The organism is Paenibacillus swuensis, from assembly GCF_001644605.1.
GTDB classification, from domain to species: Bacteria; Bacillota; Bacilli; order Paenibacillales; family DY6; genus Paenibacillus_N; species Paenibacillus_N swuensis.
The window spans coordinates 3,024,920-3,038,094 of the sequence record NZ_CP011388.1 but is presented as its reverse complement, the minus strand read 5'-3'; the positions used below and the strand labels follow the sequence as shown (position 1 = coordinate 3,038,094).

General features: G+C 49.5%; 11 protein-coding genes. 1 reads left to right on the top strand and 10 read right to left on the bottom strand.

What is annotated here, in order from left to right; genetic code table 11:
* Window positions 1–12 precede the first annotated feature (12 nt).
* Window positions 13–981 (bottom strand): ABC transporter permease, encoded by a 969-nt coding sequence (locus tag SY83_RS13365; protein WP_068607260.1) that lies wholly within the window; start codon window positions 979–981, stop codon window positions 13–15.
* A 169-nt stretch (window positions 982–1,150) separates the two neighbouring features.
* Between SY83_RS13365 and SY83_RS13360 the strand changes: the two genes are divergently transcribed.
* The gene (locus SY83_RS13360; protein ID WP_068607258.1) at window positions 1,151–3,457 is read left to right on the top strand and encodes a polysaccharide lyase 8 family protein; all 2,307 of its coding nucleotides are present in this window, start codon (window positions 1,151–1,153) and stop codon (window positions 3,455–3,457) included.
* 57 nt (window positions 3,458–3,514) lie between these two features.
* Here SY83_RS13360 and SY83_RS13355 read toward each other — a convergent pair whose 3' ends face one another.
* The 9 genes from SY83_RS13355 to SY83_RS13325 form a co-directional block, all read right to left on the bottom strand.
* Window positions 3,515–4,603 (bottom strand): mandelate racemase/muconate lactonizing enzyme family protein, encoded by a 1,089-nt coding sequence (locus SY83_RS13355; protein ID WP_068607256.1) that lies wholly within the window; start codon window positions 4,601–4,603, stop codon window positions 3,515–3,517.
* A gap of 119 nt (window positions 4,604–4,722) precedes the next feature.
* Entirely contained in the window at window positions 4,723–4,815 is a 93-nt protein-coding gene (locus SY83_RS23805) for a hypothetical protein (RefSeq protein ID WP_157279941.1), read from the bottom strand.
* A gap of 18 nt (window positions 4,816–4,833) precedes the next feature.
* Entirely contained in the window at window positions 4,834–5,328 is a 495-nt protein-coding gene (locus SY83_RS13350) for a helix-turn-helix transcriptional regulator (RefSeq protein ID WP_157279860.1), read from the bottom strand.
* Window positions 5,329–5,417: 89 nt separating this feature from the next.
* Complete coding sequence (locus SY83_RS13345; RefSeq protein WP_231891251.1) at window positions 5,418–5,957, bottom strand: phytanoyl-CoA dioxygenase family protein; 540 nt, start codon at window positions 5,955–5,957, stop codon at window positions 5,418–5,420.
* On the bottom strand, window positions 5,951–6,163 hold the full coding sequence (locus tag SY83_RS23575) for a phytanoyl-CoA dioxygenase family protein (RefSeq protein ID WP_231891250.1): 213 nt from the start codon (window positions 6,161–6,163) through the stop codon (window positions 5,951–5,953). Before SY83_RS23575 ends, SY83_RS13345 begins: the two co-directional genes overlap by 7 nt.
* A gap of 182 nt (window positions 6,164–6,345) precedes the next feature.
* Entirely contained in the window at window positions 6,346–7,053 is a 708-nt protein-coding gene (locus tag SY83_RS13340) for a phytanoyl-CoA dioxygenase family protein (protein WP_068607253.1), read from the bottom strand.
* A gap of 129 nt (window positions 7,054–7,182) precedes the next feature.
* Entirely contained in the window at window positions 7,183–10,113 is a 2,931-nt protein-coding gene (locus SY83_RS13335; RefSeq protein WP_068607251.1) for a carbohydrate-binding protein, read from the bottom strand.
* A 59-nt stretch (window positions 10,114–10,172) separates the two neighbouring features.
* The gene (locus SY83_RS13330; protein WP_068607248.1) at window positions 10,173–11,534 is read right to left on the bottom strand and encodes a sulfatase family protein; all 1,362 of its coding nucleotides are present in this window, start codon (window positions 11,532–11,534) and stop codon (window positions 10,173–10,175) included.
* A 13-nt stretch (window positions 11,535–11,547) separates the two neighbouring features.
* The gene (locus tag SY83_RS13325) at window positions 11,548–13,158 is read right to left on the bottom strand and encodes an extracellular solute-binding protein (protein WP_068607246.1); all 1,611 of its coding nucleotides are present in this window, start codon (window positions 13,156–13,158) and stop codon (window positions 11,548–11,550) included.
* Window positions 13,159–13,175 lie beyond the last annotated feature (17 nt).

Genomic DNA, 13,175 nt, shown 5'->3' with positions numbered 1-13,175 from the left:
TCCCAGTTGAAGTTAGAATATACCGTCTTCGCCGGCTAATTTGGCCATCCAGTTCGCGAATAACACCAGAATTAAACCAATGACAGATTTGAACAATCCGACCGCAACCCCGAAGCTGAATTCCCCGCCGATTAACCCTTTGCGATACACATACAGATCAAATACGTCGGAAACGTCGGCATTCAGCGAGTTGGCCATCAGGAACACTTGCAGGAAATCGGAATCCAGCGCGTTCCCCAGACGAATCAACAGCAGGATGATAATCGTGCTCTTTAAGCTTGGCAGTGTGATGTTCCAGATGCGATGCCAGCGGTTCGCGCCGTCCACCTTGGAAGCTTCATATAACTCTGGATTAACTCCCGCCAATGCGGCCAGAAAGATGATCGTGCCCCAGCCCGCGTCTTTCCAAATACTCTGAAACACGATAATCGGCCGGAACCATTCGTTGCTGACGAGAAACGGAACTTCCTTACCCCCCGAGCTTTCCAGGAAATGATTGATGACACCGGAGGGTCCGAAGAACATCAGCGTAATCGCGGCGATAATAACCCAGGAGATGAAATGCGGCATATAAACAATCGTTTGCACGATCCTTTTGTATACCAGAAGTCTCACTTCATTCAGAATTAACGCCAGTATGATTACAAACGGAAAATACAAAATCATATTCATCGCGCTGAGCAGCAACGAGTTTCTCATCAGCATGCCGAACGTATCGTGAAGGAACAGATCTTTGAAATGAGCCAAGCCTACCCACTCACTCTTCGCTACGCCGAGGAACGGGCTGTAATCTTTGAATGCAAGCACGATTCCCCACATGGGTACGTAATGAAAGAGAATAAAGTAGAGCATTCCCGGCGTGATTAACATATAGAACCAGGCGTATTTTCTTAGATTTCTTTGAAAGTTGGATGTACTACGTTGCGTTCCTGCGTGCTTCCGAAGCGAAGCAACGGATGTATGTGCGTTGTTCGATGACATGATGCAACCTCCCTTTCGCTTCAATTTACCTTAGAAAGCGCTCTATTCACATGTCCATAACGAGGGAGTAGTGTCTCTTTTTTTGTACAAGACAGGCTTCGTCATTCATGTTAGAATTCAGGCATTATCATGCTCAATACAAGCTGGGAACAGGAAAGGAACTTGCCGCATGAACCTGACAACGGAGGAACGAAATTGGAACGAAGCCATGTTAGCTCGGTGGAATACGTTATTAACCGGGGGGACTGAGGAAAACGCTGATCCTTTACTTAGTGGCAAAATACAGACCATTAACACCCTTGCCGATCAACATTGGCAGGGGATGAACAAGGCGGCTAACCGGACATCGCTTTGGCCGGATCTTGCCTTAACTTTGCCGGATCATACGCATGCGGCGCTTCGAAGGATCAAGGAAATGGCCCTTGCCTATGTGCTGAAAGGCTCGGAGCTGGCAGGAAATCCAGTGTTGTTGAGCGATATTGAGGAAGCGCTGATATGGATCTATGAACACAGATCCGAGCCGGATCCGGACCCCAAGGAGAAATGGTGGTACTGGGAAATCGGGATGCCGCTGCAGATCAACGATATTTGCGCCCTGCTCTATGATTCGTTGCCATTTGCGACAGTTCAGACTTGGATGGAAGCCATCCACCGTTGGGGACCCACCTATGATTATAAGGACGGGCGGGTGATGACCGGTGCGAACCGGGTGTGGAAATGCATGATTCTCGCCGTTCAAGGGATTCTGTGGAACAAGCCGGAGAAGCTGGAAGCGGCCCGGGAAGGGCTGACCGATGTCTTCCCGACGGTGGAAACCTCCGACGGATTTTATGCGGATGGTTCTTTTATCCAGCATCATTATTTTGCCTATACGGGTGGGTACGGTTCCTCCTTGCTTGGCAACTTGACGAAGCTGATGTTCCTGCTCGACGGCAGCCGTTGGGAGCTTGACGGGAAGCACACTTCCACTGTGGTCGGATGGATAGATTCCGCCTTTGCGCCGCTGCTGTTCCGTGGTTCCATGATGGATATGACGAGGGGGCGGGAAAGTTCGCGCCGTCATTCCGGCGGTCATCTGTCCGGTCACGAAGTGCTTTCGTCGATTTTACTGCTTAGCATCATTGCGGAAGAAGCGAATGCGCTCCGGTTGAGAAGCTTTGCCGTCTCCATGATCGAGAGGGACACCTATCGAAGTTTTGCGGAGAATGCTTCCTTGCCCTTGACGGTATTAGCTCAATCTCTGACCGGTGACTCGGGGATTCCGCGGTTGGAAGAAAGAAGCATGCATAAAGTATTCGCATCCATGGACAGGGTTGTCCATCATCGGCCGGGGTATGCCTGGGGGTTAAGTCTGTCTTCTTCCCGGTGCCGGAAATATGAGTGTATCAATCAGGAAAACCTGAAAGCCTGGTACACCGCGGACGGCATGCTGTATCTGTATAACGGCGACTTGGCGCACTATGAGGAGGATTATTGGCCGACCGTCGATGCTTACCGCATGCCTGGAACTACGGTGGATACGCGTCCCCGGGAAGCCGTTTCCGTTCTGTATGGCAAAGAATTCGAGTGCTCCAATCATTGGTCGGGCGGCGTGTCGCTGCAAGGAACGTACGGCGCATCCGGTTTGGAGCTTTGTGCGGAGGGCAGCGAGCTCACGGCAAGGAAATCCTGGTTCTTCTTCGACCAAGAGATGGTTGCGCTTGGGTCCAATATTACGCTCCCGTCAGGCAAGGCGGAGACGATTATCGAGAATCGCAAAAGCGGAACGGATGGAACCGGGCATATGCTGGCTGACGGAGATGTTATCTTGGCGGAACCCGGAGCGGTAACCGATTTGTCAGACCGGGGATGGTTCCATCTGGAGCGGGATGCGGCAACAAATACCGGTACGGGGTATATGCTTCTGCAACCTGCGAGCGTATGGGGTATTTACGAGGAACGCAGCGGTTCATGGCATAATGTGAATCAGGGAAGCCTGACGAGCAAAGCGTTGCTGCGCAGGAATTATCATACGCTGTGGATTGATCACGGATCCGATCCCGCAGGAGCAAGCTATGCCTATGCGGTACTGCCCGAGGTCACTCCCTCGGACATGCAGTTGTTTGCCCAGCGGCAACCTGTCGAGATTCTTGCGCTCACGGATGATGTGCACGCTGTCGCGCACCATGAACTGGGTATAACCGCCGCTACCTTTTGGGGCAAAGGCGTGAGCCGTGCTGCAGGGATCGCTTGCTCCGGGCCCGCGTCCGTGATGATCCGAAAACAAGACAATATATTGACTGTAGCGGTCTCCGATCCTACCCAGATCCATCACGGTGTTGTAGAACTCACGCTGGAAGAATCCGTTGATATGATCCTCTCCCTGAATACGGGAGTTTATGTAGAGGCGCACGCCAGGCATCTTGTGATCAGTGTTGACGTGAGCGGGGCCGCGGGCCGAACGTTTGAGGCAAGGTTTAGACTGAAAGACAAGTAAACCCTTAGGTAAATGTTCAAATCACCCGCTGATAAAGTCAGGGGGTGATTTTGTCCATTAGCATAAGACGACCTTAACCAACTCTCTCTCCATCCGTTCTTCGTCCATCTGGATCCCTAGTCCGGGTCCGTCCGGAATGGCGAATCCGCCGTTCTGAAGTTGAAACTTGTTTGCAACATATTCACAACCGTGGTCTTTACTTAGAATACGGTATTCCACATACCCGCCGAAATGAGGTACCGTAGCAGCCAGTTGCAGGGTCGCCGCCAAACCAATACCTTGAGAGGTGTTATGGGGAACATATTGGATTCCGAATGCCCTGCACAGTACAGAAGCGCGCATCGCATTTGCAAATCCTCCGCATTTGACAGCATCGACAGCATAGTAATGGCAAGCGCCGCGTGCGACAAAATCCCGGAATGTATACAAGTTCCAATCTTGCTCACCCACATGAATGGGTACAGGTAAGCGGTTGGCCAGCTTTACGTAAGCTTCCACATCATCATAAGGACAAGGTTCTTCATAGTGGTAAAGCCTGCAATCTTCAATCATGTTAAATAATTGGATAGCCTGCATGTAGGTATAATAAGAGTTTCCGTCAATCATAAGGTCAATTTCTGAACCTAGCGCGTCTCGAACACTTCTTACCTTATACGCGTCTTCCCTCAGATTAGGAGCACCTCTTCCCATTCGAGGCCCAGTCTTAATCTTAATTGCCCGCAGACCCAAAGTATCAACAGCTTCTTTCAATCGCTCTGCCTCCTCAACGACGCTTAAATCACGTTGAAGGCTTGAGCCGTAGGCCTCTGCCCGATTCCTGTAGGAGCCGCCAAGCAGATTATAGATCGGTTGATGCAATAGCTTTCCTTTGGCGTCCCATAAGGCAATTTCGATACCGCTGTAGGCCATAGCGAGCAATTGTCCGGATATTTTGTAATGGTGCTTCATGACCTTTTCCTCAATCTTCTCCAGATCAAATACATTCATTCCTAGTACAGCAGGAGCGATCGTGGTTCGTATCAAGGACAAGACCGCTTCGTTGTTCATTCGGCTGCATTCTCCATACCCTGAAACCCCTTGATCGGTGTCCACCTTCACATAGAATATGCCCGAGCCCAAGTAACAAGAAATTTGAGTTATTTTCAAATTTATTTCTCCTTTTAATCAACATTTTGCTGGATTGATTAAAACACAAAAACCCGAAAGACGAACACTTTTTAAGTGTCGGTCTCTCGGGTTGATTAGTCAGTACTGCATTAAATTTACTAATTCTCTGCCGTGACTACCATTTCCTGTTGCCGATATTGTCTTGGCGAAATGCCTGTTTTCATTTTGAACGCGCGATTGAAATGGGCAATACTTCGAAATCCCGACGCTTAACACACGTCCGTTACCGGGATCTTGGATGCAAGCAGCAACGACTGGGCGAATGAGATCCGCAGGTTCTGCACATACGTCTGAAAATTTACGCCTGTCGTCTCTTTAAAGCAATCGCTGAAATAGTTCGGCGCCAGTCTTGCCTGATTCGCCGCGTCTTCGAGCCGGATTTCATCCCGGAAGTAATGCTGGATGTGCACAAGGGCTTTACGTATAGGCGCCGCGCGATGCGAAGAAACCAGCACCTCAAACGATGAGGCCGAGGTATCATCCCGTCTGGCCAGCTCCAGCAACAGCCGCTCCAATGCGCCTTTCACCATGATGCTGTGCCCCAGCCTCAATGTTTTCATTTCCGTTCCGATCATCTCGAATTCCGCACATATGCGTTGATGTTCAAGCGGTTCCACAAAGGCGCTGTACCACCTGAACTTAGCAAACAGCACTTCCCTAAGCTCCTCGGACAAAATCTCTTCAGCAAACACCACGTTATACAATTCCAGCGTCTCGCCCCAGAAAGTGCGCTTTCGTCAGTCGTTTCGGCTCCATCCGAGCTGTCCCCCCTTCATCAGCATGAGATTCCTAGCTACTTCTGATTCACATATCGGTTGCCTGCCAGATCCTTCCCTCGGGCGAGCCAGACTTTAAAGTTCGGATTTTTATCCGGATAACTCTCAATATTTGTTGCAAAATAAGGCATCGTGTATCCGCAGAGGCGGTTCGGACTGGTGTTCGCATCTGCCCCGTGAATAATTCTGGAATCATGCAGAGAGCATTCGCCGCGCTTCAGCTCGAAATGCACCGCTTTCGAGACGTCCACGTCCTTGAATTGCGTGTTAAATAAAATCTTCTCTCCGTCGACAGACTCATAGTCCGAGAATCCGTTGGCATGGGAGCCGGGAATGACCTGCATGCAACCGTTCTCTTTATTGGAATCATCAATCGCCAGCCAAACCGTGATGATGTTGTCGAAATTGCTTACACGGCCTTTCCAGTAGGAGGAATCCTCATGCCATGGCGTTTTGCGGCCGACGAACGGATCTTTACAGATGAAATGGGAAGACCACAGTCCGATATTGGGACCAATCAGTTGCTCCACCACATCAAGCACTTCATCGCTTAGCAATTAATCCAGCAGACGCTCTTCCCGGAATGCGGGGTGTCTAATTCATCGGATAATTTACTGCCCTTCTGCGCTAATTGTTCTTCAAACAGAGCAGTAAGTCCTTGCAACTTTTCTTCAGAAAATAAAGGATTATTGTACAGAAGGTACCCTTGCTCTTTATAGAATTGCACTTCTTGTTCCGTTAATTTATCCGTTAGTTTACTCATGAATTATAACATTTCCTTTGGTTTTAAGGCTAATATGATTGTCGCATGGAGATGCATAAAAGCGCTCATCGTATTTTACGGAAAAAATTTGCGTATCTTCAGAATGTAACTTCTCCGTTATTTCGTTCGCCCATAGGAATTCGAGGTGGGTATTCATTAAACAAGCGGCACCAAATCCGCTATTATTGCTCGGCGGGTCTCAAGATCGTCCACTGCCGGCCATTACCTTTGAGTATGGTGGCTTCTTGATAAGAGACAATAAACGCCCGACGAGTCTGATCTGTTTGATTTCCTTTGGAACTGTGCCACAGCATCGCGCTGAACAACACCAAATTTCCAGCCTCCAGCTCCAACGGGATGGCAGGGGATAAATCCACCTGATCCTCCACAAGCGCGAGTCGGCAAGTCCCGTAATCCTTAGCTTGAAAGGATTGTAACCCGAGCTTGTGGCTTTGCGGCACAACCCATATGCAGCCATTCTCAAGTGTCGCGTCTGTTAATGGAACCCAGATGGACATGCGAACTTTGCTTTCACCGACCTTATGATAATAGGCATCGTCCTGATGCCAATGGCAAACCGTTTCCGAATATGGTAATTTGGACACCAACTTGGAGGAATAAATAGAAATTCCCGGGTACACGATATCTTCCAGAACGTTCAGTATGCGATCGTCGCTGGCAAACATTCTGGTTTTATCGGAGAGCATAGCCAATTCGAATATAAACCCTTCGTGATCGCTTACTTTGGGAGGCGGAAGCGTACCGCTTTGTTCTAATAGGTTGATCTCTTCATTCATGACGTTCATCTCGGACTTGGGAAAAAAATCTTTCAAGACAACATATCCCTGTTCCTCGTAAAGATGCAGCTCATTCTGCGTTAATTTACGCATTCACATCACTCCTGTTCTGTTCGTTAATTCCAATCCTATTCATAATCTACTGAAAATGAGACAGGAGCTGCCTGGCCTCTCATGGGCTTCAAGACAACTCCTAATCTCTTTCTACTTCAACGTTAAGTGCTAATCTTCAGGGAAAAACAGCCCTGCTCCATGATAAATTTTATCGTAAACTCCGGATGCTGGAATGTCGTACGGGATTCTCGCCTGTACTTTGCCAAGGCCGGTAAGTACTCCTGCCGGGAATACCGTTGGCGCAATGGAGGTGATACTTCCGTCATGTATCGCTTCCAAACGATTGTTCGCGTTCTTCACGGGGTTGACAATCTCCGGATCGAACCGATCGCTAACCTGAATCAGTGATGTCTGCATCCCATCAGTAGGATAATATTTGAAATAACTGAATCCGACGAAATACGGAGCATCCGCCAATGACTCAACAAAGCCGGCATAGGTTGCGCCTAGTTTCTCCTTAGTCTCTAACGGAGCGAACAAACGCATGTCATTATAGGTCGTGGCTGTTATATAGAATGGCAGGCTCATATCTTCCATCCCGAACTCGGAAATAATAAAGCCAACATCGGGATGCGTCGCCTCGATCAAGTTGCGGAAATGGTCAAACCTATCTCGATACGTACTATAGGAATACATATCGAACGCAAGAACGTCAAAATATTGTGCCGCGCTCTCGACGACAAAGTCCTCTGGCCAAACGACGAAGCGTGAGCCCCAGATCATATGATTAGGATCCTTATCTTTGATGGCATCCGTTACCACTCCAAATAACTGATTCGCGAAACGCTGGATATAAGCCTTCATATCCCCCTTAGCCGTTGCGCTCTTGATGTCGGGATCGAAGCCGTAGATGCGGGTGTTCAGCACATCGTCAAAACTAGCCACATTGGCAATCTGCCACTCAGCGTTGAAAGCGGTGAAATTATCGTTATACCGATTCTTCAGCCAATCGACCATGTCTTGTTTGGCAAGTCTTGCCGCTGGAGCGGAAAGGATATCCGCGATGACGAGATATGGTTTCGAATCTGCCCATCCGTCGATTAGCATCTCGTTACCAACGACATAAGCGATGAGATTAGGGTCGGTCACCTGTCCTGGATTCTCTGCGATGTATCCGTCAATTACATTTTTGATCCATTGCGGCAGTAAAGGATCAAACGGATCCGGAATCTGCTGAGGCATGCTGCTTCCGATTTTCGGTACGGGAGAATCTCCTAGTCTGATCGTGCGTACGTAAGGCATGCCCGGCGCCAACGTCTGGAATTTCATCACAGACCGTGCCGACCAATCTCCGATTGCGTTAAATCCCCAGGATTTCAACCGATTGTAGGTGTTTGTATACCATTGGCTTTCCCAATTCGTTTCTCCGTATCTACGAATATAATTGGCTATGACCGGTGAATACCGATCCAAATTCCCTTCTGTTACATACGCTGGTTTCAATTCGCCAGCTGTATTCCAAGTAGCGGGAATATTGTCCGTCTTGGATATGGGAACATAGCTATAGGGCATTGCTGTCGTCATTGCTTTATAGAAATATCGGTTGCCGTCCGGTGTAACAAGCCACAGCTTGCCGTCTACCATCTTGGTGCGGAAGTATCCCCCGGGTGTATCAATCGTTCCTCCGGTACGAATACCGCCATAATTGTCGTAGACAACCGAATTGTGAATATATTGCGGCTCCGCCGCATTCTCGTCCAACAGATCTTGATTGGACTGTATCGGATCGTCCATATACGGAATCGCTGGTTGGTACTGACCGTATTGATCATTCTGACCACCTTGCAGCGTCAGTCTCAACACCTCAGAGGTCGTAATGTCTGCCGAAGGCACTCCGCCTGTTCCAAGCGATGCGACGTATATATCGTCTGCAAACATGGACCCGTAGCTTGCCGCATACATGCCGAATTCGACTGCTGACACATTGGACGCATTCGGGTCATAGAAATCGATGTCAGTTTGCTGGTCGATCACCGCATTCGTCAACGTGTCCCGAATCGTTACATCGTAGGTCTTAGCGCCGTAATCCAGCTCGAATGTTGTTTTTATCCACTGATTGGACGTGTAGGACGACGGCACTAGAACCCCTACGTTCACCTCAGCATTCTGTGAATCGTTATAAGATTCATTCCTGTTCAGATAGACTTTGTTTATGTCTTCACCGAACTTATTATTAAAATACAAGGTCGCCGCCACATGGCCGCTGCTGTCTACGATTCGGGTGACTTTGCGGCCGCCATTCGCCGTCTGCCGAATGTTGAAGGAAACTTCAGCCTTACCTGATACCGTATTGTCCAAAGCGAGCTTGGCGGAAGTGTCCGTCGCATGCCAGGTCAGGTTAGTCGTACCGCCATTCGTTCTGAAGATGCGCAGTACCTTGCTGTTGGCTTTGGAACTGTCCGTAATTATACTGGATCCATCGTTGGGATTTCCCGATAACGTCCAATGATTGGCCCCGGAAGGGTTGGTCAAATCGCTTATGGTGCCCGTCTCGAAGTTCTGCGAGATGGGTGGGATGAGCGTCAATACAATCGCATCGAGTCCCGTGTTGTAGTTGGTAGCAGCCGCATTCTTCCCAACGATTGTCAGTCGGAACATCTTGTCCCCCGCCGTGGCAAACGTCACATTTTCCAGATGAAAGGTTTCGTAAGATGTGGATGAGGCATAACTGTCGACCGGATTACCCTGATTCACTCCATCGATCGACAGTTGGAAGGCTCCGGTGGTCTTCATCTTTCTTACTAGAAGGTCGATTGTGTATGAGCCCGGACTGGCCACGGGTACTTTATACTCGACATACTTGTCTACGCCGTTCAAGTTTGTTGTGTTGAGGTACCCGCCGCTGCTGAGACTGTCGGCGATGTCGGTGTTACTCCTGCCCACCGACACCGTAACGTCCAGCTGCTCAGCTTCAATCGTTGTGCTTGCCGCATGCACAGTTTCAATGCCCGGCATGCCCGTGAGCAGAGTGATACAGAGCAGTAACAGGGCCAAACCTGTCGCAATCGACTTTTGAGATATAATACCATTTCTCGTCATGACTGTTCCTCCATTTATCTTGGAATAGAAGTGCGAATGGACTACTCAATAATTCTTCACTACCCGAACTCAGGTTTGTCATACAAGGCGCACATGTAAGGATGATCGTCTGTTACGTGAGTTAACGTCGATGGACGCTCCACCTGTCCGATTTTTCGGATATTCGTACCGGGTAACCCCGCTGCTCGATCTCCAAGCTCTTCACCGCATTTGGCAATAAGCTGCTTCAACCGCGCAACGACGTTCGGGTGAAGCTCCCAGACATTGTCCGTCTCCCCCGTATCCTGTTCCAGATCGAATAGCGCCTCGAATGGCTCGCCTATCTTGCCCACATGTAATTTCCACTTCCCGTCCCGAACCGCTTCAATCGCATCCTTGTGGTAATAGAACATCACTTGGCGGGGCGATGGCACCGAGGGCACCTGCAGCAGGAAATCCGTTATATCCAAACCGTCAATCGTCCGGTCCGGCAGCTCAATCCCCGCCAATCTGGCGAACGTCGGGTACCAATCGAGCGCCGCTACGATCTCATCACTTACGTTACCCGGCTGAATCCTGCCTGGCCAGTAAGCGATGCACGGCACCCGCATCCCCCCCTCCCATGTCGTGGTTTTCGCTCCGCGAAGCGGGGCATTGCTTCCGCCGTGATCTCCGCGAGAGCCGTTATCTGACATGAAGACGACCAACGTATCCTCAGCCAGCGACAACCGTTTCAGCTCAGAAAGCAGCACTTCTATGCACCAGTCGATGCAAGCGACTGCCGCCCCGTAATCGCCGTTGCGGGATTGCTGCACGAATCGACTTGGCGCATACAACGGAAGATGGACCTGCAAGGGAGCGAAATAAAGAAAGAATGGACTCTCCCCGCTTTTTCGAATGAAACGAATCGCCTGCTCCATATACCGCTCGGCCAGCGAAGCCTGGTCAGGCTGCTCCTGCAGCACTTCTTCGTCCGCAAGCAGCGGCAAAGGTGGATAACGGTTGACTCTCCCCGCTTGCATACCCATATCATTGCTGTAAGGAAGACCATAATAATGGTCGAAGCCGTGCCGGGTTGGGAGGAACTGCGGCTGATCGCCGCAGTGCCATTTCCCGATGTGCAACGTATGATATCCTGCCGTTTGCAGCAATTTAGCGATGGTCACTTCCTCCGGATTCAGGCCGACGCCTTGGCCCGGGAACAACACCGCCTTCCCCTCGAACTGGTCAAAGCCCACGCGCTTCGGATAGCAGCCCGTCATGAGCGACCCTCTTGAAGGCGAACACACGGGAGATGCCACATAGAAGCTCGTTAGCCGCAACCCTTCCGCTGCCATCCGGTCAATGACCGGCGTATCGTTCAGGGTAGAACCATAACAGCCGAGATCGCCAAATCCTAAGTCATCGCAGTTAAACAAAACAATATTAGGTTGTTTGGGCAATTAAATCTTCACCTCATTTGCGTGCTGCATCAAAATACTTTTGGGCAAGCGTAGTTTGCTCTTCAAGGCCGTATTTCTTCAATTGTGCTACCATGGCATTCCATGTCACTTGCGGGTTGTCTTCTACAACCAGCTTGGCAAACTGTTGATCCAAATAGGCATTGGTTGCCATTACATCAACGTTCCATTGTCTGCTTTTCTCGGAATCTGCCGGACTCATCAGTACAGATTTGGGATACCACTCTTTAATCAAAGCCGACTCATAGACCTTGATTACTTCGTCCTTCACCTGGTCTTCTTTGCTCTTGGCGCTTTTCACATCGTTAGCTAGAACGACACCCAAACCAAATGAGGCCGGAGAATCCGTCAATCGGTGCTGAATCGGGCTTAAGCCTTGCGGCGCCGGAATCTCCGTTAGGGTTCCGTTCTCGTCTTTCCAAGTAGTACCGATGGCACCTTGAATCATCTGGAAGCTGAGTAATGGATCATAAGAAAGGTCGACCCATTTCATCGTCACCTCCGGCGCTTTATTCACTTTCGTAATCTGGAAACCGGTGAAGGCGTAGTTATTGTCCTGTTGCGGCCATGCCGCCTGACCCTTTGGCCCTTTAAGCGGGGGCACAACGACATAATCTGATTGCGAGACGCCCATTGTCGCCAAATCGCTCCATCCGAACCAAACGCCGACGATTTGCTCTTTAGCCCGTAGCTTGGCTTGATAGGCTTTTTCATTTTGTGTGAAAAGTTCCTTATCAATCAGTCCATCTTTGTACATGCGATTTATATAATTGAAAAAGTCCAGGTTCTCGGATAACGTCGGAGCGAAATTTACCTTGCCGTTTTCTACATGCCAGAAACCGCCATTGATTGGCAGCGTTTTGCCGAAAGCGTACGCCAGAGGCGTCAGACTTTGGAAATGATGCCGCATTCCCAGCGAGCTGAGTGGAATTTCATCGGCCCTCCCATTGCCGTTTGGATCTTTCTCCTTAAATGCCTTTAATACCAGCTCTAGTTCGGCTGTGGTGGTTGGCATTTTCAAGTTCAACTTGTCCAGCCATTTTTTATTGATATACATCGCTGCGGGAACCGTATTGCCTTTGGCTGTGTAATTTGCCATGGGAAGTGAATAAATATGCCCGTCAGAGGACGTCACCATTTTTTTGAACTCCGGCCGTTTTTCGAACAGCTTTTTGATGTTAGGCGCGTAAGAATCAATCAGCTTTTCCAATGGGATTAATGTGCCTTCCTGCCCGTACTTAAGCAAATCGTCCACGCTAAGGGTATAAGGTCCATAAAAGGCATCCGGCAAATCGTTGCTTGCAAATAAGAGGTTTTTCTTCTCCTGGAGGTCCTGGCCGGATGCATACGACCAATCAATGTTGACATTCGTTTGGGCCTGCAGATCCTTGAACAATTTCATCTCATTGTACGGCTTTTCCGAATTGACATTCCGGCTTGTGAACACTTTTAATGTCAACGGCTGCTCAAGCGGGAACGATTGAATAACGGCTGTGCTGCTTGGCGATTCCGTTTTTTCGTTCGATGTGCAGCCCGTAAGGGCCACCACTGTTGTTATAACAGCAAGCGGAATCCATTTCGTGAACTTGCGAACCTCTTTTTTCATTTCAATTACTCCCTTAT

Coding starts and splice junctions, on each gene's coding strand:
- SY83_RS13365 (WP_068607260.1), bottom strand. CDS start 981: ATGTCATCGAACAACGCACATACATCCGTTGCTTCGCTTCGGAAGCAC.
- SY83_RS13360 (WP_068607258.1), top strand. CDS start 1,151: ATGAACCTGACAACGGAGGAACGAAATTGGAACGAAGCCATGTTAGCT.
- SY83_RS23575 (WP_231891250.1), bottom strand. CDS start 6,163: ATGAGTAAACTAACGGATAAATTAACGGAACAAGAAGTGCAATTCTAT.
- SY83_RS13340 (WP_068607253.1), bottom strand. CDS start 7,053: ATGCGTAAATTAACGCAGAATGAGCTGCATCTTTACGAGGAACAGGGA.
- SY83_RS13335 (WP_068607251.1), bottom strand. CDS start 10,113: ATGACGAGAAATGGTATTATATCTCAAAAGTCGATTGCGACAGGTTTG.
- SY83_RS13325 (WP_068607246.1), bottom strand. CDS start 13,158: ATGAAAAAAGAGGTTCGCAAGTTCACGAAATGGATTCCGCTTGCTGTT.